Below are 22268 nucleotides of genomic sequence, written 5' to 3' on the forward strand. Positions count from 1 at the left end.
ATGAAAGTTTTACAGTTTATTTGTTCAACCGGCTTTTACGGTGCAGAAAGATGGGTGTTAGCCTTGTCGAAACATTTACCAGACAATGTTTCTAGTGAGCTTGTTGTTACCTTAGAGCCAGGTACGGAAGAGCTAGAGCTTGTAAAACAGTTCAAAGCGATTGGAAAAACTCACCACATTCCTATGCAGGGCCGCTTTGACTTACGTGCCGTATCAAAACTTGCAGATTTAATTCAAGAACAAGATATCGATATCATCCATACTCATGGTTATAAATCAGATATTCTTGGTGTAATGGCTGCCAGAAAAGCGGGAATTCCCTGTGTTGTAACTCCACATGGATTTGAAAACGCTGCAGACTTGAAGCTTCGCCTTTTCATTTGGTTAGGCTGTCAGTCGATGCGCTTTGCCGACAAAGTCGTGCCGCTTTCAAAGCAATTAATGAGTGATGTTGAGAAATTCAATATATCTCGTGAAAAGCTTGAGTATATTCAAAATGGCGTAGACTTGTCTGAAGTAGAGGCAGTAAGGCAAACAAAAACCAACAAGCAAAAAGACAAAAAGACCATTGGCTTTGTAGGTCAAATGATTAGTCGTAAAAATATAAAAGCTATTTTAGATTGCTTCGAGTCTTTGTATAAAAAGCGTCAAGATATTGAATTGGTATTGCTGGGTGACGGCGAGGACCGACCTAGTTTAGAAGCCTACTCAAAAACGCTAAATAGTGCTAAAGAAATTCACTTTTTAGGCTTTAGGAATGACAGGTTACAGCTGCTACGCGACTTTGACTTGTTTGTGATGACCTCTACTTTAGAAGGCATCCCTCGTTGTTTAATGGAAGCTTGCGCTATGGAAATCCCAGTGTCTGCTTATGATATTGCTGGAATCGATCAGTTAATTACACACAACGAGTCGGGTTTATTAGCCCCTCTTCACGATATCAAACAGCTTGAGCAAGATTGGGAGAAGCTGCTTGATGATAAAGAACTCGCTTCGTCGTTAGCTAAAAATTCAAAGTCGTTTGTAGAAGCAAACTTCTCTGCCAAACGCATGGCCGACGAATACCTTGCCCTGTTTGATGACATGCTAAAAGAGAGAGCAAATGCCTAAACAGGATGTCTTGTTTGTTTTAACTATAGATACAGAAGAAGAATGGCAGTGGGACGAAGAGTTTCCACAACATGATTGCTCTGTAGAAAATGTTGAAAAACTTCCTGAATTCCAAGATTTTTGTGAAAGTCTTGGAATACGTCCTACCTACTTTGTTGATTATGCAGTTGCCAGTAACAAAACTGGTAGTGAAACGTTGCGCGCCTTTGCTAATGCTAATAGCGCCGAAATTGGCGCGCATTTACACCCCTGGTGTAATCCTCCTTTTTTCGGTAAAACAACCGAAGCTGAATCACATGTAATCAACCTCCCATTGGAGCAAGTGGAACAAAAACTTGATGCATTGAACGCGCTTCTATTCAACGAAATAGGCATACGTCCGCAGTCTTTCAGAAGCGGGCGATGGGGCGTGAGTGCCAAAATGCTTAGGTTGCTCGTATCAAAAGGCTATGTCGTTGATTCAAGCGTTTATCCCTTTTATAAGAATGACTACTTTAGCTGCCTAGGTGCGCCAGAATCGCCTTATTGGCCTTCGTTTAAAAACGCACTGGCTCCTGGAGAACAGCGTCAACTGCTTGAGATTCCTGTTACCGCAGGGTTTAACATTCAAAACTTCTCGCTAGGTGAACGCATTCACAATCGCCTATCTAGACCGCCTTTTAACTGGTTTAAGTCAGTTGGTTTACTGTGGCACAGTAAACTTTTAAGGAAAATTTATCTAAGCCCAGAGCTTACCGAAACTGAAGACATGCTTGCGCTAGTCGACCAAAGCATCCATAAAAAGCAGCCTGTTATTCATATGTACTTACACAGCTCGAGTTTAATTGATGGAGCGACAGGACTATTAGACACCCCAAATGCATTTAAGACCATTTGCCAGCGCATCGAGGTAGTAACTCAACACTTAGCCAAAAGTGCCAATGTAAAGTTTTGCACTATTTCGGAAGCTAAGGTGCATTTGAGTAATCTTGGTGACAACAATGGTATTATTAAAGGCAGGCAATCTTAATGACGGCACAACAAAAAATAACGTTAAGTATTGCATCTCCTAGCGACAAGCCTCTTTGGGATGCCTATGTTTTACAGCACGACGAGGCTTCCGCTTATCACCAATTTGCATGGCTAGAAGCAGTAAAAGAAGCCTACGGCCATACCATGATTGGTGTGCTTGCCAGATGTACCGATTCGGGGCAAGTTGTAGGTGTTTTTCCCGCTGTTCTAATGAAAATACCTATGCTAGGCAAGCGTATATGCTCTTTACCTTATTGCGACGTAGGCTATGGCTTAGCCGACAACGACAAAGTGCTAAGTGAGATGCGTGAGTTTCTTGCTGCGCAGATGCGAAACGTGACAGGAAAAAAACTAGAAATTAGAGGTGTAGAGCAAGCTCCTTTAGACAAAGCGCAGTTTGAGAACAAGAAAGTACGTATGCTTTTGCCTCTACCTGAGTCTAGTGAAACACTGTTATCAAGTTTTAAATCTAAATTGCGAAGCCAGATACGGAAGGCAGAGAAAAATGGGCTCACATTTGAATTAGGCACATCGAACGACTTAGTAGGCGATTTTTACGACGTATATGCTCAAAACATGCGAGATCTCGGTTCTCCCGTTCATGCAAAAAAATGGTTTAGAGCAATTGTAAAAAGCTACGGCCCTAATAGCTTGGTCAGTATTGTTTATCACGAAGGCAAGCCAATTGGCGGGGGCATTATCATTAAATCCGGAGACAAGGCGTCTATTCCATGGGCGTCGACACTTCGTGAATTCAATCGCCTTGCCCCTAACATGCTGCTGTATTGGTCGCTGCTTTCCCATTGTGCCGACAATGGCGTGAGCGTCTTCGATTTTGGTCGTTCAACGTTCGAAGAAGGTACATACAAATTTAAAAAGCAATGGGGGGCAGAGCCTCAGCTGCTTAATTGGCAAAGTTTTGATTGCAATAATAAACCTATTGAGGCAAAAAATGACGCTGCCTCAGACACAAGCAAAGTAAGAGAATTAGCCGAGAACATTTGGCGCGAGCTTCCTTTAAAATTAACCATAGTAACTGGGTCAATTCTTCGACCTTATATCAGTTTGTAGGGATAACCATTCATGTGTGGCATTGCAGGATTTAGCCTTTTTAATTTCGACGAAGGCGGTGAAGCATCATTAGAGGCTATGCACAAGGCTATTCATCACAGAGGACCAGACGCCAGCGGTATCTATATCGATGAACATATCGGTTTATGTCACAGGCGACTGAGTATTCTCGACCTTTCCGAAGCGGGCAATCAGCCTATGTATTCGAAAGATGGTGACTTGGTTATTGTATTTAATGGCGAGATTTACAACTTCCTTGAATTGCGTGCCGAGCTCGAAAACGAAGGTGTTAAATTTAAAAGCCATACCGATACCGAAGTTATTTTAGAGCTGTATGCGCGCGAAGGAACCAAGTGTTTAAATAAACTAAACGGTATGTTTGCCTTTGCTCTGTGGGACAAAAATAAGCAAGAACTTTTCATTGCGCGAGATCGGCTGGGTAAAAAACCACTCTATTACTTTAGTGACAATAAACGATTTGCGTTTGGTTCTGAAATTAAAGCGATATTGGCATTGGAAAATATACCAAGAGAAATTCGCTTAGATGCGGTTTATGATTTCTTTGCGTACCAATACGTTCCCGACCCAAAAAGTATTTTTAAACACATTCACAAGTTACCACCTGCTCACTATTTAATTCTTAATAATGACGGTTTCAGCATTCACGAATACTGGGATTTGAGCTTTAAAAACACCTCAAGTGCCAGCGAAGATGCTAATAAAGCACAGTTAAAGACCTTACTTGAAAAAGTAACCAAACAAAGAATGATTAGTGATGTACCGCTTGGTGCATTCTTAAGTGGCGGTGTAGATAGCTCAGGCGTTGTGGCTATGATGGCGCAAGCCAGCGAAACACCCGTAAAAACCTGTACCATAGGGTTTGATAATAAAGCATTTAACGAAGCAGATTTCGCTCGTGAAATAGCTGAAAAATACGAAACAGAACATCATGAATTTACCGTTCACCAAAACGTTAGCGACAGACTAGAACATATCGTGAGCTTTTTTGATGAGCCTTTTGCTGACCCCTCGCTAGTGCCGACCTTCTTTGTTTCGGAACTGGCAAGGAAAGCGGTAACCGTCGCCCTTGCGGGAGATGGTGGTGATGAAATGTTTGCTGGCTACGAAAAGTACTCAGTTGACGACGTTGAAAATAAACTAAGAAGTAAGTTTCCCGAAACGGTTCGAAAGTCTGTTTTTCCGCATTTGGCTAAAATGGCTGGAAAAGTGCCGGGCACAGTCGGTAAAAAAGCGAAATCATTACTCACAAGCTTATCTCACGAGCCTGCTATGGGCTTTTACATCACTAACAGTATGATGACTGACGAAATGTGGCAAAGCTTAGTTAAGCCTGAGGTTGCACAGCAGCTCGCCGATTACCACCCTAGTCAATATACCTTAGACATGTATAACAAAGCCGACGGCCCGGACCATTTAAGCAAAATTCTTTACACTGATATTAAGACCTACATGACAGGCGACATCTTGGTAAAAGTCGACCGTATGAGTATGGCAAATTCGTTAGAAGTAAGGGCGCCCATTCTCGACTACCAAGTTGCAGAGTTCGCCGCTACCCTACCCTCTTCACAGAAATATCGCGACGGTGAGAAAAAATACTTACTCAAAGAGGTCTTTAAGCCCTTTATTCCCGATTCACTGCTGTATAGAAAGAAAATGGGCTTCAGCACGCCGTTGGATGAGTGGTTTAGAGGTGAATTGAAATCACTGTCTGAATCTCTAATTATTGGTTCACAGCGCGGGCTTAGCGACGTATTCGAGAGCCCTGTTATAAACAAACTTTGGCACGAGCATCAAACGCGCAAAGCCGATCACGGCATAGTGCTGTGGAGTATGTTGATGTATCAAATGTGGTTTGATCGATATGTAGTAGCACAAGAGGTTACGCAGCAATGAAAGTCATGCACGTAACTTTTGACATGCGCATTGGTGGTACTGAAATGGTGATAAAAAACATCATTGAGGGCAACACTGATGTAAATATCGAAATGTCGATTTATTGCATTGAAGCGCCATTGGGCCCTTGGGGCGAAGACTTAAAAGCATCTGGCACGCCGATAACGGTTGAAGAACGTCAACCTGGTTTTGACAAATCGCTGATAAGCAAAATAAGAAAACATATCAAAGACAATGATATCGATATTTTACACTGTCATCAGTATACGCCTTGGGTTTATGGCACCTTAGCCGCGGCATTTACAAAAACTAAGGTCATATTCACCGAGCATGGCAGGTTTTACCCAGATTCCTCAAGCTGGAAACGAAAGCTAGTAAATCCTGTTCTAAATAAGTTTACGTCAGCCGTTACGGCAATTTCAGAAGCAACGAAAGGTGCACTTGAAGAATTTGAAGCTATTCCAAAAAACGATGTAAAGGTGATTTACAACGGGATTAAGCCTTTGGACAGGGATAATGAGGCGAAGAACGCCTTGAAGGAGCGTTTGAAACTACCAGACGACTGTATCGTTCTTGGCACTGTTGCGCGCTTTGATCCAATTAAAAACCAGGAAATGATGATAAAAGCGTTTTCAAAGACGCTACGTGAAAGAAACAACCTGATACTTTTACTTGTAGGTGATGGTGAGTTACGGCCTACTCTTGAGACAATCGTTAAAGAAGAAGGCATTTCTAACAACGTTCGATTTACCGGTTATATTAAAGACCCTTCACAATTTATAGATTTAATGGATGTTTTTCTGCTTTCCTCGCTTAGTGAGGGAACATCGATGACGCTGCTGGAGGCAATGTCACTCTCTAAACCGTGTATTGTTACAGATGCAGGCGGCAACCCTGAAATTATAATAGACCAACAGAATGGGTTGGTGACGCCTAACGGATGCTGCTCTTCTTTCTCACATGCAATTGAAACACTGAGCTCTTCACCCGCAAAACTAAAGGCGATGGGTGAAAACGGCTATAATATTTTTTGTGAGAAGTTCTCCGCTAACACTATGGTCTCGCACTACTCTTCAATTTATTTTGAGACGATGGAAAACTAACAATGGCTTCATCACATCGCTTTTTAAATTCATTCATTTTGATTGCTATGTTGTCTTTTGGCGCACCAACTTTTGCCGAAGAAGACTGTACAGAAAAAAAGCGAATTGTATTTCAAGAACTTGGATTAAAGGACAGCAAAAGTAAACCACAATTGCTTGATTGTAGTTGGATACGCGACGCTTTCACAATGCTCAAGTCCCCTAGAATTCCTATTTCTGCCTGGGAATATGAAGGAGGATTCAGATTAACAACAAAAGCCACGAGCGATAACGCGAAAGCAACGATCGACTTCTCTCTTGGTATATTTAGTTTAAGCGCTTCGAAAAAGTCAATATTTGTCGCCAGTCACCCTCAGTTTGGCGGTATTGGTGAAATATCAATCCCTCCAATAGTTGCCTCCAAAGATATAGAAGACTTTGAGGTTGGAACATCCGTTTTACAGGGTTTTCAATCTATCAATAATACGCCCCGTGTTTCGACGGGAATTGCCGGTTACTTTCGCATTACCGGTATCAAGCAGATTGATGATGCTCTTATGGTCAACTACATAAATTGGTATGACGCTAATGGCACCGAAACAGATACCAGCATAATGATTTGGCAGGCAAACAACCTAGCGAGCAGCAAAATGTACGGCCCATACCAATTGGAAGGCGCCGCTCACGCTGCAGGGTGGTTAAGTGAAATACCGCAAGAGTTACAGGCACTTTTTGAAGCTACTCACATAACTGGCTCTCAATCAAATGCTTCGATAGCTTCTCGGCTATCCATTGGACCCACTGCGTTTGCATTTAACCCAAGAAAAAACGTCGTTTATGGTCCATCTGGTTCGGTGGAGACTAAGGCCTTACTAGACTTTTCTATGAGACAGCCTCTCTATGATCACAGTGTTTATAAACTTCAACCTGACTATCGCTCCTTGAGCCTCAACAGCGATGGGCGTAACAAAATGTGGACCCTGTCATCTGGAGCTTCATTTGGTTTCATCGTGCCTGGAACGCGTACCTACCTGACGCTTGGGAAATCGGCAGGCCACGAGAGCGGAATAGGCTATAAAATAAAGCAAAGCAATGGCCATCAATGCGGCGGACCTTGCCCATTCGACGCGGACGACTACTACAGCTATTACTGGGCATGGGATATTGCAGACCTACTTAAGGTGAAGCGCGGTTTAGCACTGCCTCATTCGCTGCAACCATATGAACATGGTAAATTTCCGTTGCCCACAAGCTTCAAAGGGCTAGCAATTGGCGGAGCTGATTACGATGAAGAACAAAGAAAGTTGTACATTTCACTAACAAAAGGGGACACTTTGGGGAAATATGCAAGGCCTCCTCTTTTTCTGACTTATAAACTCAAAGCAACTACAGAAAATGCTGAATCAAAATAACAAAAAAGTTAGTGTCATTATGCCCGCTTATAATTCTTCGTCTTTTATAGAGGAATCTATTAGCAGTATTTTGGATCAAACGTTTGAAAATCTTGAGCTTATTATAATTGATGATGGCTCGACTGATGAAACACTCAGTATTGCGAAAAAATGGGCTGAGACAGACAATCGTATTGTTGTATTATCTCAGAAAAACAAAGGTGTTTCGGCAGCGCGAAATACAGCGATATCAAAAGCCACAGGAGAGATATTAGCCTTTTGTGACTCGGACGACGTCTGGTATCCCAAAAAGCTAGAAAAGCAACTCATTTCGCTTGGAGAGGCCGATTGGTCTCACTGCGACTCTCGCTACGTAGGAATCGGCTTTGACGATAAAACCGTTTACCGTTCTACATACAGCCGTTTATTTAGTGGTTTAATATTCAAACAGCTCGCGATTGAAAACTTTCTCACAACGTCTTCTTTAATAATCAGAAAAAGCGTGTATGAAAAATACGACGGCTTTGATGAGTCTTTAGTGGCGCTGGAAGACTGGAAACTATGGCTTCAAATTGCTAAAGAACATCCAATTGTTCTATGTGACGAAGTGCTTTTAGATTATAGGGTTCAACCACAATCTACGTCTCGCAATGCACGCTCATTATTACCTGTACATCTCGAAATTCTTGATGAAACCTTCAACGACGAAGAATTGAGAAACAGCACGTTAAAAAAAGAAGCTAAATGCCGTGCTTATCTTATTTTTTCTTATATCGCTGAAGAGAAAAACGATCACCTTTTCTCTTTGCAATGTTCGTTAAATCTTTTTCTATGCAAAGGGAATGCTATGAGCGTTAAGCGCATATTGCGAACTTTTGTTAACTTAATCACCAAAAAGAAGTGATAAATATGAAGTTGGGACATAGTAAGGATCGATTGATAGAATTTATTAAGTTCGATCACAACAGCAAAAAAGGGCTACTTGTTGCGTGTGTAAGATTAGGTGCATTTGTACTATGGAAACTTGGTTCTAGGAGTAAGGCGTTCGCTCTGGTTTCAGCAGTTTTCAGAACGGGGTGGTCTGGCAGTTACTCACTAGGTGTAGAATACGCTAAACGGTATTTCGTTGACGGTCAGCAATATGAAAACGAAATACAGGACGCATTTATTAATGCCGTTGAGCCTCTATCAAATACGGCGGAATTCTTTACCGCACCTGAAAAGATGCTAAATGGAATTATCACCGTACTGAAAAAGCCAAATGGGTCTGAGAAAGGCGTAATTATTATTAACTATAGTTACTACTTCCCTTTGTTCCTACGCTTTTTCAAAGCAGAAGAAATTTTAGAAAATTATCATCTCATTCTAGAGCCTAGTTGGGCAGGATTTTGCGAGTCGAATATTCTTATTTACACGCAGCTAAAGTTTCCAATTTTCATTCAAACCTATGAAGAAAGAGACTACAACTTCGTTAAAGCACTCAATTCAAATCTTATTCCAATTAAGGTCGGCCCAAGCTGGTTTATAAATTATAAGAATTTCGCTCCCCCTCTTAAAGATAAAGAAAGAGATATAGATTTAATTGTTGTCGCTGCATGGGCGAAGTACAAGCGTCACAGAGCACTTTTCCAAGCTTTGAAGGGCGTAGTGTCAAAAAAGCCTGACTTCAAGATTGTATTAGTCGGATACCCTGGCGATATATCACAGTCTGATATCCTCTCGTATGCAGAGGAAATGGGACTTGCTGATAATGTTAAGATTTACGAATGGATAACACCTCAAGAAGTCGCTGAATTATATAAACGGGCAAAAATAAACGTCTTATGGTCAAAGTTTGAGGGTAACAACAGGGCGATTATTGAAGGAATGCTGTGTGATACACCGGTAATAATGAGAGAAAACCATAATTACGGTGAAAAATACGATTTTATAAATGCACAAACAGGTTACTTTGCAAACGAGCAAGATCTTGAATCTAAGGTATTGAGTTTATTAAACAATGAGGGAACCTTCTCTCCAAGAGAGTATATTTTAACCAATAGGAATTGCGACGTAGCCACTCAAATGATGCAAGACGTGATAAGAGACTACGAGTTAGAACAAAATAGCGACGTAAAATGGCACTCAAACCTCGCAGTAAAAGTGAATGACTTACATGGCATGCATTACCTTTATGAAGAGCAGAATGCATTTGACGATTGTTATAGCTGGATTGAAAAGAAACTAAAATGAATAAAGAGAAAGATGATGAGTTGGTAGTGTTAATCCGACAGCTTGGTGGAAAGATAAACTACCTTCCCAATCCTGGCAATGCAGGCGACTCACTTATCGCATGTGCAACGTATCAATTTTTTGAAAGAAACAATATAGAGTTCAAGTGCTGTCAGTCAGAAAAAGATATCTCAGACAATGATATTCTTGTTTATGGTGGAGGCGGCAATTTTGGTGGTGAAAATAGCCGTGTTGGTTATTACATCAAAAAATACGCTTCTCGCGTGAAAGCCTTTATATTGTTACCTCACACGCTTTTTGGTGCAGAAGAGTTATTGCAATCGCTTCCTGAAACCGTTCATCTCTTTTGCCGTGAACGAGTTTCTTTTGAATTTGCTAGCAAAATGGTAACAAGAGCCAACGTATACCTTCACGATGACATGGTGTTGAGCGCAGATGTGGAAAAGATGCTATCAAAACCTGCCAGCCAATCGGCGTTGGATAGTGTTGGTTCAGAATTGAAGCGCCGCGTACTTCTTAAAAATGAAGATTTTGGTATATCGCTGAAGCACTACCTTGCCTACACTTTAAAATCACTGTTTGGTCATCCCTACCCGAGCAAACCTCAAAGCGGTGAACTCAATGCTTTTAGAATAGACGTTGAAAAAACCGACATTCCCATTCCCTCAGACAACGTTGATGTTTCGGCACTGTATGAGTTGAGTTCATGCGAACCTAAGCTCGCCAAGCTGTCTACATTTCGTTTTTTATCTCACATTAACGCCTTTGAAACGGTGAACACCAACAGGCTGCACGTAGCCATTGCGGCTGCCAAGTTAGGTAAAAAAGTAAATCTATACGGTAATAACTACTTTAAAATACGCGCTATTTACGAGTATTCACTTAAAGGAAAATACGCAAATGTAGTGTGGAAAGAATAAGCGCAATATTCATTAAGCTATCTATTGCTGACCATACTTTAAGTATGCTCAGCAATAGGAACGCTGCAACTCATTCGATTTAACAACTCAATAACTCTTCATTAAATCAACTTGCCCGCCTAGAGCGAATAAAGCGCAAGCCTAACGAACTAACTTCTTCAAGTATTCTGTGCCTTTTAAATAAAAACAGAAAAAATAAACACGCTACAAGATAGACTCCAAAGTATAGAGCACTCCCTAATACAAGATAGAGTATTCCCTGCCCCGTCAACATTTGTGCAGATAAGACAGCGCCAAAACACGCCGTGGCCAACAGCGCACACATAAACAGTAAGCTAACTACGGGTAGCCCAAACCGCATAGAACAAAACACCAGCAAGATGCCCAGCACAGTGAAAGCGAATACTAGCCTTGCGATAATAAATTCTTCCATACTGCCTGAGAAGAAAAACGTAAACAGGCCTAATAATAAGCTCAACGTTACCATTTCATAAACCGACAATAGCTTTACATCACCATTTGCAATAAGCCCTTGCTGAACAAAAGTGGATACGGCAAATGTAATTGTGAACACGGCTAATAGCGGTAATAAGTGCGCAAAGGGCAGCCACTGCTGTCCTAAAAACAGCGAAACAAGCTCCTGATTAAAAACGTGTAAATAGCCAATAACCGGAAAAATCGCACACAGCAATATGGTAAGCACTACCACTATGTGCTCTCCAATTGGATCGCCTCTTCTTTTTATTTCAGAAAAGCTTGCTAGGAATACATTAGATACAGGCGCGATTATTTCTCTACTTGGTAAGAATGAAAGGTTTCTCATTAAGCTAAAACCACCAAGCTGATCTGCACCGTACATTTTACTAATGAAGATCACGTCGAACTCGGCGCGTACGTACCCCAAAATAGAACGCATAAGCATCCACAGTGAAAAACTCATTTGCTGCTTTATGCGGCTTAATGAAAACTTCAAAGGATAAGGCGCATACCAATGAGAGAGCAGTGTTTTGCTGGTGTATGCTGCCAGCACGCCTATTATCATGGCCCAATAGTTCTCTAAAATGAAAGCCAGTACCACTGTGACCAAGAAACTCACAACTCTCTCAATTAAAAGTATTTTAGAAATGATGCCGTATTCCAAATCTCTTCTATGCATAAAGAGTTGGGGGCTCGCAAAGGCAGAGATTGGTAACACAAGTGCCATAGCGCGTATCGCAGATTCAGCTTCTGGTGCGTTCAAAAAGTTGGCCAATACAGGCGTAAGTGCAAGCAGCGCAACGAACAGCACGAGTTTAGACAATATTGAAATCGTCCATGCCGTTACAATATCGCTATCATCCAGTGTCTTCTTCTGAATGATATATTGCTGAGTGCCCCCCTCAGACAATGTATCGAAAAGAAAGACAAGCATTGTAGCTATTGCTACTACGCCAAAATCTTGGGGCGTTAATAAACGCGCAAGAATCAGCAGGCTAATAATACCTATGCCGCGTTGGAATAATCGAACAATAAGGATCAGCGACGTACTGCTGGCCACTTTTCTCGCTAAGTTCAAACTTTTAAATCCTTATCGACTGTGTTCCACACAAAGCACACATCAAGAAGCCTTGATGTAGAACGCACAACAGTTTTCATTTATCAACATTCCTTGAGTCGGTGAAATATTCAGTCAAACACGGCATGCGTGAAGTTTTTTTCAGCGTCATTCTCGCAACGCTTTACGCTTTGTGAAAAGTCGTGCCCTTCCAGCATTTTCTCAACAATACCAACCAAGCTATCAGGCGATACCTCAAAATCCCCTACCCGAAATTTCTCTGGCCAATCAATATCTTTAAGAAAGTTGCTGGCTTTTTCATGCACTTCGGCTAATAAAAAAGGAACGTGAGCCATAAACGCGTAAATCGCGCCATGTAGTCTAAAGCTTAAAAATGCGTCACACTCGCCAATCTGATGCCACATACTCATAGGATCGGTGACATAGTCGAACAGCTCAACGCTCACAGTCGGGTCAAGAAGTCGAACAAATTCCTGCGTTGCAGCCATGTCACCGTGCAATTCATGGCCGTTGAACACAAAGAGTCTAAGCGTAACATCACCGCCCCTTTTAGCATTCAACGTATTAATTGCGGAGGCCAGAATTTTCAGTCGTTCGCTATTTTCGTGACGCACTTTTCCTGTTTTCCCACTGAACGAACACAGTGCTAACCCGATGGTTGATTTAGTGCTCTCCTGCTTTGCTTTTAAATCTGACTTGTCAACCTTTGGCAACAGCCCAGCAAGATCGAAGGCATGTGTGCAAGGTAAGTCTAAATTGTAACTCTGCACCAATTCATAAGACTTAAGGTCTCTAACACAAAGAAAAGACATGCGTTTCATAAACTCGATAACTTTCTTTTCATGAGCCACCGAATCAAAGGGACCTACAGATACCCCAATAGCCCCAATCTTTAAGTCATATTTTTCAAAGTTTTTATTGGCATATTCCATTTCCCACCAGTCTTTGCCGTGGAAAATGGAACCACCAGAATACACAAGATGCTTATTTTTCTTAAAATGCCTATCTAACAATAACTCGTTAATGAACTGCAGACGATATGGCAATGTTTTCATAATCGGCTCTGCATTGTTGGATAGCTTAGGAATTTTTTTAGAAAAGAAATAACTGGTATCAGCGCCCCAGTAATGCTGCGCTCCCCACTCTGCGACTTTGCAAAAGCAATCGTCGCCTGTATTTTTCATGCCGTAGAAGCCACTAAAGGTAACATTCATACCTATCCCTTATGTTGTTCAATGCGCGCAATTCCACAAATTATTTTTTTGCATTAACACTATGGCTTGCTGCTTTATTGCATTTATGGTTAATCTTTGGCGGTGTTTGTCGCTAGGCTCTTTATGTAACTGCCCGCTTCTGCATTTTCGGCAAGCTTCACATCAAGCTTACTTCGATCGCTGCTATATTCCGCTAGAAGCAACTCAACTCTATGTTTCAAAACAGATGCGTCTTCTGCTTGCTTAACATCAACCCCGTCAACTTCCGTATGTGATGTCAAGAATGCCTTCATTTTGTCATCGCACAGTAACGGCAAGAAAGGAATCCCCATACCGAAACCCATTATACAGCCGTGCAGACGACTACTCACAATAACGCGAGCATTACTTACCTTTTTCAACATTCGAACATGAGAAGAATCCATATTAGTATGCTCTTGATATTCCAACCCCAAAGCTTCAGCTACAGCCATCAGATTTTTAGATATTGTATCTAGGTCAGCGCCTGCCAACCTTACATCTGACGGATGGATTAGATGCAAAAGAACATTTGAAGAGCGTGCTTGTGATTGCCAGTAACGTGGAACCAGATAGTTTATTGAGGGGCAAGCGGTAAGAGCTAGCTTTTTGGGTGCAAATTGCTCTAAAAAGTTAAAGGTATATTCATCTCTCACACCTAAGTGGTCGGCGCCTTTCGCGATTTTAGGAAACAAATCGCCTTTCATTTCCCCTCTTCCAGACATCTTATTAATGCCAATACCATGCGCGGTGAAACGTAATCCACTTTGAAGCACAACGTGCCAAAAAGGTTCAAAGACTGGCTGTAAAAGGCCTCCTCCGCCAATTACCAGCAGCACATTTGGATTATGCTGTTTTAAGTAGTCAATGTGCGCTTTGAACTCCTTTAACCATACAGGAGAACAAAAGAGGTCGGGGCCGTCTTTACCCACTATTTCTTTTAAACCAAGATGGGAAATATAGTCCCCAACGTTTCTTTTGTTTGCATAAATGTAAACGACAGGAGCGGTTTTTAAGTATTTTTTCCTTGTGAACTTTTGCTTTAAGTAGAATGAAAGTGAGCCATAAAGATCAAATTTTTCAGCAAAATACAGTTCAAAACGCCACCGCAAAGGTTCCACCAACTTGGAAATCAAGAAATACATTCCTTTTTTTATTTTCATTTCAATAGTGTCAAATATGTAGACGCAATATGTTCGGCGGTATGCTCCCAAGTAAACTTGGATGAAATCGTTAGGCCTTTTTGTACTTTTTCATTGTAGAGCTGTTCGTCTGTAAGGAGGCTGCGTAAAGCACTACTCAACGCAAGAAAGTCTTCAGCTTTTGCGCTGCAAACCGCATCTTGTCCAATTTCTATAAGCACGTCAGCTTCAGAAGTTACTACTGGTGTTCCAGAAGCCATTGATTGCACAAGAGGAAACCCAAAGCCTTCTTCGCGCGATGCAAAAATAAACACCTTTGAGGTTTGCATTGCTTGAATAAGCTCGTCTTCGGTAACCCAGCCTTTTATAACAATATCATTTTCAATTCCCAATGCTTGAATGGTTTTGGAAATGATAGAGTCTTCCCCTCCAACAAACCCTAAAATAGTGAGAGGATGTGCTTTCTTCAACTCTTTAGGCAACTGCGCCCATGCTTTCAACATGTTCTCTGGATTCTTCTGATGACTGTCGCCACCAAGCATGAGAACGCCTTGTTTAGGTGTGTTGTTTAGCGGAGGTTTAAACCCCCGGGGGATACCATGATAAACGTACGAACTCTTATGCTTTAATTTTGGAAAGCTCTGCGTTATATCACGCTTTGAATATTGCGATATTGTTAAGACGTGGTCTGAAAATGAAAGACCAAGTCGATATACTGCCCACAAATAAGCTTTTTGTCTAAAGAAATAAAAATTCTCTTTTAAACTGCGGTTTTTATAATACCGAAATATCTTGAGTGAGTGCCACTCCATTAAATCATGGGTTGTTGTTATTTGTTTAACTCGAGTGAATAAACAAACTCTATTTCCCGGCATATGCAGAAGGTCGACTTTATGAATTTTCAACAATTTCGGAAGAATTAACTGTTCCCAACTAATTTCGTCCTCAGCATCTGCATTTACAATTTCGACATTATCTAACTTACAGAGCTCATCGAGTCTTGGTTGATATTTTTCTGCTGAATCGTTGTGCTCAAACCCTTTATTAATAAACAAAACAAACTGATGCTGAGACAGAATCTTCGGAATTAGCTTGCATAACATGAAGGTGTATAGAGGCATTCCTCTTTGTTTTCGCAATACGAATCTAGCATCAATAGCGACTTTCTTTTTCTTCATTAACTTGCTTGCTACTTATGGAGTTTTTGGCGACAGAGAGGGTATAGAGTATATAAATCCAAGGGTAAAAGGCAACATTAATAAACATTCCGCCCGCACAGTATAATAGCGTGAAAGTTTTTATCGCTTTTGATGATTCTGTACTCCAAGGGTCATTAGGATTCGGCTTTTTAGAATTTAATAACAGTGTGTGAACTATAATGCCCAAGAAAATTAATAGCCCTCCATAGCCTGTCTCGGCTAACACTTCTATATATATATTATGGTATGCTTTTGCCCCACCTTGAGATATGACTACCTCTCCTTCCTGACCATACTGGTCTAGTTTTCCTGCATTTGCTAGATAAGCATAAAATCCACCGCCCAAGATAGGTCGATCAGCAACATAGTCAAATGCCCACCTCCAAACAACAATTCTTCCTACTGCCGACTTTTCTGTTGTTGTTCCTTGGTCTATTGTTTCCATTCTTTTTAACCAACCATCTGTGACGAATTGGCTACCAATCACGGCAAGCACCATTAAAAATGCAACGCCTTTTAGCTTTTTCTTCGAGTAATAAAGGTGCAATAAAACATACACGCCCAAAACAACTATCCCGGTTCTGGCCTGTGTGCCGACCTGAGTTGTTAGCGCACAAAAAACAACCAAATAACAATAATACCTGAATATTTTTTTATTTGAGAGAAAGCTATAGTGAGCCAAGTACAACGAAAGTGGTATCAAGCAAACAGCAAGTGTCGCCAGCATACTACCTTCTGAGTACATAAAGCCTGAGCCTTGGAGGCCAATTAGAGATACACCATATCCGCCACCCCCCATGGCAGACTTTATTCCGCCTATTGTGATAAACAGCGAAGATGCCGCGTATAAAATTGAAAGGACAAAATCAAAGTCTTTTTTGGTGGAAATAGTAAATGGAATAAAAAACAATATAAACAGAGTTTTTATTGCTGTGTCGTATTTTATCGCAGAATACAGTGGAAATTCAGCGTTTAAATGAGAAAGCGTTATCCATAACATAAACCCAAAAAATAAAAAATAAAACGCACCATTATTTACTTTTCTAAGCTTCTTAGCATTAACCAACAGAGTTAATAAGAAAAAAGCGGTTAAAATTAACGATAACGGCTTACCTGACAAAAAAGAAAAAGAGGTATTTTGCGGTTTAACTGTATCAATCCAGAGCACTGCAGCTAACGCGACATACGGCCTAGAAAATCCAAACACCATAAAAGTAATAATAATAAACGAATAAAATATATCTGTTATCATTCGTTGTTTTCCGAGTCCGCAAAAAAACTTTTAATAACGAAAAGAATTATAAATACGTGTATAAGGAGAGCGCCTGAATCTACACCTATGTCCATAAACCTTTTACCCCATCACTTAAAATCAAAAACAACTAAAATCTTTACTGATTTACCCCCAAGCTCTTCGACAGAGTCGTAGAGAGTGTAAAGACTTTTTAGCCAAACCTTTTTATGCATTGTTAGCATTGTATTATCTAAGTAAAAACTGTTGAAAAACATGACCTCTATTAATGCATCAAGTTGAGATTCCATTTTTAAAATCTAATGGGCAAGTGTTTTACTCTTGCCCGATATTGAGCACTGCTTTTAAACATTAGAGCTATGAAATTTGTTCTAGAAGAAAAGTGGATCAAAAACCCATTCGTTTTGTATTCTCCTGCCCGCAACAAATTAAAAAAATGGGAAACTATAATATACCTTTCTTTTAATTTTCTTATGAAAAGCAAGAACATAGTTATGAGAAAAACGAATTTAGATTGCTCGACGCCTAAAACCTAACGCAAACTTCCGTACAACATCCATTCTAGTCAGGTTCAACTTTCGAAAATTCTACGAGCTCTCGCAGCTTCTTATTTACCCCAAGTTCTTGTTGCTTGGTCGCTACCAACCAAATGTGCCCTCTATAAGGTTTTGAAAGAAGTTTATTTATGACTTGGTTAATTTTCACGTTTTCCTTGGAAGCATAAACTTCTGAATCAATGACATACCATTTATAAATAAACAGCTGCTCTCCCGAGGGAGTCACAACCTCCGACATCAACAAATCGTGACCATTTAATTCGATATTACGCGACGTCTCTAACGAAAAGTAGGAAGGATCGAAGTCGCGATTTTGGTAACTTGCTAACTCTCCATTAACCTCGTCGAAAAAGGCAATAAACGCGCTGGCATTACATTGTGTCCCGTGTAACGTTACCTGCATTTCGTAATTAGGACTATCTACAACCGGAAACTTAATAAAAGGCGCACACGAGTTGTCAGCGAACGGTGAAAGGTCAACCATACTACTTGAATCGATTGCAGTGTGTTTTTCAACGTTGGTATACACGAAGTAACCTATTACCAATACCAAAGAGCATGAGGCAACGGTTGCGACAGACAAAATAGGCTTTGGCACAGCGGCACCTTGATAATCGGAAGGCGTGGCCTCGCTATCTCTGATCAGCTCCCCAATACCTAACAAGCAAACAATAACAAATGCAAAGAAGAACCAACCATAGATAAGGTGGTCGGCACCGGCGGCATGTTCCATGTCTGTCCAGTAAGCGATAAGGATAATGCCATACACGCGAACAACATTAGCCAGAATGGGAAATATTAGCGATATTGCAACAAAGGCCAGTCTGCGCTTAGCAGATACCAAATTCAAATAAGCATAAAGACTACCAATTACGAAGCTTGCGATGAAAAAACTCACGCCAGAACAAGCTTCTGCCACTAAAAAGCGCCCTTGAGGAATTTCTATATACAAACCACTTCGAAATAGTGGCACGCCAGTTAAGCGCAGTAGAGCAACCGAACCATCGGCTGCAATTTCTTGAAGATAAGGAATAAGTTGTTCGCCCACTGGAATACTAAAAAGCATGAAAACCAGCGGAAATAAAATGGTTTTAGCTGCCCTTGTGCCCACCATTAACCAGATGATTGCCGGTAATAATGTAAAAGTGGCTGTATGCAAGAACAATTGAATGTCGCCTGCAATACCCACCACATAAAGTAGCACTGCGGGAACAATTACGATTAATGCTAAAGGAGTTGTTTTTATCGGTTGCGCAAATAGCGAATTGCGCTTCAAATAAATTAGGTAGACAGCACCTGGAACGATAAAAAAGCCGTGGTTAAATATTTCGTTTCCATACCATATTTGAACTACGCTACTTAATCCGCGCCAACAAAATATTATCCACAAGCAAAGCATTGCAAAACCTGAAACAAAGAACGCTTTGTTCTTCGCAAAAGATAGGTTTATCGCTTCCTGCTGATTATTGTCTCTCGCGTCAGTATTTCCTAGATGCATTTCCCTGCCCTTTTATTCTTATTTTGATAGCTACAGGCTTATTTTATGTTGTAAGCATCGCACATGCTTACCCAATTAAAGTCTTTAAGCAGTTTCTCCACTTTACCTTCCATTTTTGACAGGTTGATATAGTGACGAACTTTCGACTTCCATGGTGCCGATGAAAACTTAGGTTGCTCCGCATCTATCTCCCAAGGGTGAAAATAGAAGCTATATGGCGCATTTTCAGATTTCATGAATTCAGTAATGCGACGCCTAGACAACCAGTAAGGATAAAGACGGAAATAGCCGCCCCCACCTATCCCAATGTTTGTACCTTTTTTGCGGACTGTTGGAATAGGAATCTCTATAAGGCCATTGTCACGCTCGTACTTGAAGCGCGGCCATTCCGGTACTCCATAGAGATCGTGATTGATTGGGTAAGTACTAGACGAATAAACGAAGCCAAGATCTTTTAAGATATCGTAAGCCCACGTGTTCGAATCGTTGATGGAGAAACTAGGCGCTCTATACCCTTTTAAAGCCACACCGCCGATATCTTCAAGAATATCTTTACTTTGCTTAATGTCGTCGTAAAGCTCTTTTTCGCTCATTGTCGTGGCGCGCTGATGTGCTAAGCCATGACTTGCTAACTCATGCCCTTCGCTCACAATTCGTTTAATTACGTCTGGACAACGCTGCGCCACCCAACCAAGAGTAAAAAACGTCGATTTAACGTTATTTTCAGCGAACAAGTCTAAAAGGCGATGAGTGTTATCGCCTACTCTAAGGCCAATTGAATCCCAATCGCTTTTTTTTACCACATCCTCAAATGCCGATACCTGAAAGTAATCTTCTACGTCCACTGTCATTGCATTAAGGCGATTATCAAGTTTCATTATTATCGCCCTTTGCCAAACAATACGACTTCGACTGTACGAATCAAAATCAGAATGTCTAAAAGCAAGCTTTGGTGTTTGACGTAATACAAATCAAACTTAAGTTTTTCCATTGAGTCTTCAACGCTTGCACCATAAGGGTAATTTAATTGCGCCCAACCTGCTAAACCAGGCTTCACATTGTGTCGTTGATTGTAGTAAGGCACTTCTCTAACCAACTGCTCAACAAATTGTGGGCGCTCAGGACGAGGCCCAATAAAAGCCATCTCACCTTTAAACACGTTTAAAAGCTGGGGTAATTCATCTACGCGATACTTTCTAATAAAATGACCAATACGCGTGACGCGATCATCGTTCTTACTTGCCCATTTTGCCCCGTCTTTTTCAGCGTCAGGTCGCATGCTTCTGAATTTGATTATTTTAAAAAGTTTTCCGTTAAGACCCACGCGTTCTTGTTTATAGAAAACCGACACGCCAGTTCTTCGACCATCGTCGATATAGATAATTAAGGCCGTTGCGAGCATTATTGGCCAAACAAAAAGAAAGATAACAAACGCTAATATCGCGTTGAGTGTATAATCTAATGCGTCTCTTAAATAATTCTGGCTTTGGAATCCGTTGGAATAAATAACCCAACTTGGATACATAAGGTTTACAACAATTTGCCCTGTCTCACGTTCCATAAAATCGAGAAGTTCAGTGACTTCAATGCCTCGAAGCCTACAATCAAACAATACCTCGACAGGTAAAGTTCCACGTCTTTGGTCGCAAGCTATGACGATTTCCTCAATTTCGTTATCAGCAATAAACTGTTGAAAACTCTCGTCGACTTTAAGGTGGATGATTTTTTCTTTTCTAATACCGTCTTCGCGATTATCGCCAGGAATAGGAATAAACCCAACAAGTTCAAACCCAATTCTGTCTACATCTCGGCGCATACGCTTTTCAATAATAGATGCTCTTTCTCCGGCTCCTAGCACTAAAATACGTACTTTCCCCAAACCTAACAGGCCCAGTCGGTTTGTGAAGTATCTAAACACTACCAGCGTTATAATTGTCGAACTTACTGCTGCTGGAAGGAAATAGGAGTCCATCACCAAATCGTCGAAAAAAGCTCGGCTTAACACTTCAACCAGAAAATAGCTTAATCCGACACTCACAAAAATTCGGCGTATTATTCCCCGAAATGTTTCTCGAAGTTTCGCTTCATACAATCCAACGGACAATGAGCAAAGTAAAATTGAAACAGTGAGCATCCCAACGTTTATTATCAGTTTTTCAACCGAGACATTCGGCGACATTCCAATTTGAGTAAGGATAAAATGAGAAATATAGCCCATATAAGAAATGAGCAACGCTTCTGTTATTACTAGTATATTTGAGCGTTTATTTTGATTGCGCTTGTTTACTGCCACCCCTGGCCCCCTAAAACTGCGGCGTTTTTCCCATCATAAAGGGATTTATTCCAATAGACTACAATTGTTATTGGCATTATAGTGACATTTCCCGTAGGGTAAACGTCAAAAGCCATAAATTAACCATAATGAGTGTAGGATGATCTCTTATGTTCCGCTTTAAAACACTAGTAACTTGCTGTGCTCCACTTTTGCTTTTAGGTCTAAACGGTTGCAGTAACACTGGGGCTCTGCCCGAGGCGACCACTCGACCTTCACTTACAACTGATGTAAACGACTATCAATATCTCATAGGTCCTGGAGATTCACTGACGATATTCGTTTGGCGAAACCCCGAAGTATCGGGCAACTTCACTGTTCGTCCAGATGGTAAAGTCACCACATCTTTGGTTGAAGACATTGATGTTGCGGGTCGAACTCCCACTATGCTCGCACGACAGATAGAAGAACAGCTGTCTACTTACATCAACAACCCTAGAGTAACGGTTAGTGTTAATAACTTTACTGGTCCGCTTAGTGAACAAGTGCGAGTGATAGGTGAAGCAACTAACCCAAGCGCCGTCAATTATACAGAGCACATGACTTTGCTTGACCTGATGATTGCTGTTGGTGGCCTTACTGAATTTGCTAATGGAAACGACGCAAAGTTGGTTCGGGTTATAAACGGTAAACAAAAAACTTACGAGATAAATATCGACGATTTGATTCGAGATGGTGACATCTCACAGAACGTCGACATGCTACCGGGTGATATCGTAATTATTCCAGAAGCTTGGTTCTAGTTATAAAGAAGTAAACGGAACAAATAA

Annotated in this window: 18 protein-coding genes; 10 read left to right on the top strand and 8 right to left on the bottom strand. The window is 41.0% G+C overall.

Translation table 11 applies throughout. The features are described 5' to 3' along the window. From ACHUFN_RS04985 to ACHUFN_RS05025, 9 genes are read left to right on the top strand one after another with little or no spacing between them, the layout of a single operon-like run. Nucleotides 1-1110, top strand: coding sequence for a glycosyltransferase (locus ACHUFN_RS04985; protein WP_394221201.1), 1110 nt, complete (start codon nucleotides 1-3; stop codon nucleotides 1108-1110). Further along, on the top strand, nucleotides 1103-2119 hold the full coding sequence (locus tag ACHUFN_RS04990) for a polysaccharide deacetylase family protein (protein ID WP_394221202.1): 1017 nt from the start codon (nucleotides 1103-1105) through the stop codon (nucleotides 2117-2119). Before ACHUFN_RS04985 ends, ACHUFN_RS04990 begins: the two co-directional genes overlap by 8 nt. Further along, on the top strand, nucleotides 2119-3192 hold the full coding sequence (locus ACHUFN_RS04995; protein WP_394221203.1) for a GNAT family N-acetyltransferase: 1074 nt from the start codon (nucleotides 2119-2121) through the stop codon (nucleotides 3190-3192). Before ACHUFN_RS04990 ends, ACHUFN_RS04995 begins: the two co-directional genes overlap by 1 nt. Nucleotides 3193-3204: 12 nt before the next feature. After that, nucleotides 3205-5106 carry an asparagine synthase (glutamine-hydrolyzing) gene (asnB, locus tag ACHUFN_RS05000; RefSeq protein ID WP_394221204.1) on the top strand — a complete coding sequence of 634 codons (1902 nt, stop codon included), beginning with the start codon at nucleotides 3205-3207 and terminating at the stop codon, nucleotides 5104-5106. A gap of 5 nt (nucleotides 5107-5111) precedes the next feature. Further along, entirely contained in the window at nucleotides 5112-6209 is a 1098-nt protein-coding gene (locus ACHUFN_RS05005; RefSeq protein ID WP_394221205.1) for a glycosyltransferase, read from the top strand. 2 nt (nucleotides 6210-6211) lie between these two features. Next, a complete protein-coding gene (locus ACHUFN_RS05010; protein ID WP_394221206.1) occupies nucleotides 6212-7600 on the top strand; it encodes a hypothetical protein in 1389 nt (462 codons plus the stop codon). A gap of 19 nt (nucleotides 7601-7619) precedes the next feature. Next, the gene (locus tag ACHUFN_RS05015; protein ID WP_394221207.1) at nucleotides 7620-8483 is read left to right on the top strand and encodes a glycosyltransferase family 2 protein; all 864 of its coding nucleotides are present in this window, start codon (nucleotides 7620-7622) and stop codon (nucleotides 8481-8483) included. Between the two features lie 5 nt (nucleotides 8484-8488). Then, a complete protein-coding gene (locus ACHUFN_RS05020; RefSeq protein ID WP_394221208.1) occupies nucleotides 8489-9811 on the top strand; it encodes a glycosyltransferase family 4 protein in 1323 nt (440 codons plus the stop codon). Next, the gene (locus ACHUFN_RS05025) at nucleotides 9808-10731 is read left to right on the top strand and encodes a polysaccharide pyruvyl transferase family protein (protein WP_394221209.1); all 924 of its coding nucleotides are present in this window, start codon (nucleotides 9808-9810) and stop codon (nucleotides 10729-10731) included. Before ACHUFN_RS05020 ends, ACHUFN_RS05025 begins: the two co-directional genes overlap by 4 nt. Before the next feature lie 106 nt (nucleotides 10732-10837). On the opposite strand, the gene ACHUFN_RS05030 is transcribed toward ACHUFN_RS05025, so the two are convergent. The 8 genes from ACHUFN_RS05030 to ACHUFN_RS05065 all read right to left on the bottom strand — a co-directional run bounded on the left by ACHUFN_RS05030 (nucleotide 10838) and on the right by ACHUFN_RS05065 (nucleotide 21459). Further along, complete coding sequence (locus ACHUFN_RS05030; RefSeq protein WP_394221210.1) at nucleotides 10838-12286, bottom strand: oligosaccharide flippase family protein; 1449 nt, start codon at nucleotides 12284-12286, stop codon at nucleotides 10838-10840. Between the two features lie 110 nt (nucleotides 12287-12396). Beyond that, the gene (locus ACHUFN_RS05035; RefSeq protein WP_394221211.1) at nucleotides 12397-13500 is read right to left on the bottom strand and encodes a polysaccharide pyruvyl transferase family protein; all 1104 of its coding nucleotides are present in this window, start codon (nucleotides 13498-13500) and stop codon (nucleotides 12397-12399) included. 89 nt (nucleotides 13501-13589) lie between these two features. Then, entirely contained in the window at nucleotides 13590-14681 is a 1092-nt protein-coding gene (locus ACHUFN_RS05040) for a polysaccharide pyruvyl transferase family protein (protein ID WP_394221212.1), read from the bottom strand. Then, complete coding sequence (locus ACHUFN_RS05045; protein ID WP_394221213.1) at nucleotides 14678-15838, bottom strand: glycosyltransferase family 4 protein; 1161 nt, start codon at nucleotides 15836-15838, stop codon at nucleotides 14678-14680. Before ACHUFN_RS05045 ends, ACHUFN_RS05040 begins: the two co-directional genes overlap by 4 nt. After that, nucleotides 15813-17111 (bottom strand): DUF5935 domain-containing protein, encoded by a 1299-nt coding sequence (locus tag ACHUFN_RS05050; protein WP_394221214.1) that lies wholly within the window; start codon nucleotides 17109-17111, stop codon nucleotides 15813-15815. The genes ACHUFN_RS05045 and ACHUFN_RS05050 overlap by 26 nt, the downstream gene beginning before the upstream one ends. A 561-nt stretch (nucleotides 17112-17672) precedes the next feature. Then, complete coding sequence (gene xrtA / locus ACHUFN_RS05055) at nucleotides 17673-19166, bottom strand: exosortase A (protein ID WP_394221215.1); 1494 nt, start codon at nucleotides 19164-19166, stop codon at nucleotides 17673-17675. A gap of 38 nt (nucleotides 19167-19204) precedes the next feature. Next, entirely contained in the window at nucleotides 19205-20044 is an 840-nt protein-coding gene (locus tag ACHUFN_RS05060) for an XrtA system polysaccharide deacetylase (RefSeq protein ID WP_394221216.1), read from the bottom strand. A gap of 2 nt (nucleotides 20045-20046) precedes the next feature. Then, nucleotides 20047-21459, bottom strand: coding sequence for a TIGR03013 family XrtA/PEP-CTERM system glycosyltransferase (locus ACHUFN_RS05065; protein WP_394221217.1), 1413 nt, complete (start codon nucleotides 21457-21459; stop codon nucleotides 20047-20049). A gap of 149 nt (nucleotides 21460-21608) precedes the next feature. Here ACHUFN_RS05065 and ACHUFN_RS05070 point away from each other — a divergent pair, with 149 nt between their 5' ends. Further along, entirely contained in the window at nucleotides 21609-22241 is a 633-nt protein-coding gene (locus ACHUFN_RS05070; protein WP_394221218.1) for an XrtA/PEP-CTERM system exopolysaccharide export protein, read from the top strand. Nucleotides 22242-22268: the final 27 nt, after the last annotated feature.

Source organism: Alteromonas gracilis (genome assembly GCF_043642145.1).
GTDB classification, from domain to species: domain Bacteria; phylum Pseudomonadota; class Gammaproteobacteria; order Enterobacterales; family Alteromonadaceae; genus Alteromonas; species Alteromonas gracilis_B.

Bases quoted from the DNA above. Each gene is read 5' to 3' on its own strand.
- ACHUFN_RS04985 (WP_394221201.1), top strand. From the start codon at position 1: ATGAAAGTTTTACAGTTTATTTGTTCAACCGGCTTTTACGGTGCAGAA.
- ACHUFN_RS04990 (WP_394221202.1), top strand. From the start codon at position 1,103: ATGCCTAAACAGGATGTCTTGTTTGTTTTAACTATAGATACAGAAGAA.
- ACHUFN_RS04995 (WP_394221203.1), top strand. From the start codon at position 2,119: ATGACGGCACAACAAAAAATAACGTTAAGTATTGCATCTCCTAGCGAC.
- asnB (WP_394221204.1), top strand. From the start codon at position 3,205: ATGTGTGGCATTGCAGGATTTAGCCTTTTTAATTTCGACGAAGGCGGT.
- ACHUFN_RS05005 (WP_394221205.1), top strand. From the start codon at position 5,112: ATGCACGTAACTTTTGACATGCGCATTGGTGGTACTGAAATGGTGATA.
- ACHUFN_RS05010 (WP_394221206.1), top strand. From the start codon at position 6,212: ATGGCTTCATCACATCGCTTTTTAAATTCATTCATTTTGATTGCTATG.
- ACHUFN_RS05015 (WP_394221207.1), top strand. From the start codon at position 7,620: ATGCCCGCTTATAATTCTTCGTCTTTTATAGAGGAATCTATTAGCAGT.
- ACHUFN_RS05020 (WP_394221208.1), top strand. From the start codon at position 8,489: ATGAAGTTGGGACATAGTAAGGATCGATTGATAGAATTTATTAAGTTC.
- ACHUFN_RS05025 (WP_394221209.1), top strand. From the start codon at position 9,808: ATGAATAAAGAGAAAGATGATGAGTTGGTAGTGTTAATCCGACAGCTT.
- ACHUFN_RS05035 (WP_394221211.1), bottom strand. From the start codon at position 13,500: ATGAATGTTACCTTTAGTGGCTTCTACGGCATGAAAAATACAGGCGAC.
- ACHUFN_RS05040 (WP_394221212.1), bottom strand. From the start codon at position 14,681: ATGAAAATAAAAAAAGGAATGTATTTCTTGATTTCCAAGTTGGTGGAA.
- ACHUFN_RS05045 (WP_394221213.1), bottom strand. From the start codon at position 15,838: ATGAAGAAAAAGAAAGTCGCTATTGATGCTAGATTCGTATTGCGAAAA.
- ACHUFN_RS05050 (WP_394221214.1), bottom strand. From the start codon at position 17,111: ATGATAACAGATATATTTTATTCGTTTATTATTATTACTTTTATGGTG.
- xrtA (WP_394221215.1), bottom strand. From the start codon at position 19,166: ATGCATCTAGGAAATACTGACGCGAGAGACAATAATCAGCAGGAAGCG.
- ACHUFN_RS05060 (WP_394221216.1), bottom strand. From the start codon at position 20,044: ATGAAACTTGATAATCGCCTTAATGCAATGACAGTGGACGTAGAAGAT.
- ACHUFN_RS05070 (WP_394221218.1), top strand. From the start codon at position 21,609: ATGTTCCGCTTTAAAACACTAGTAACTTGCTGTGCTCCACTTTTGCTT.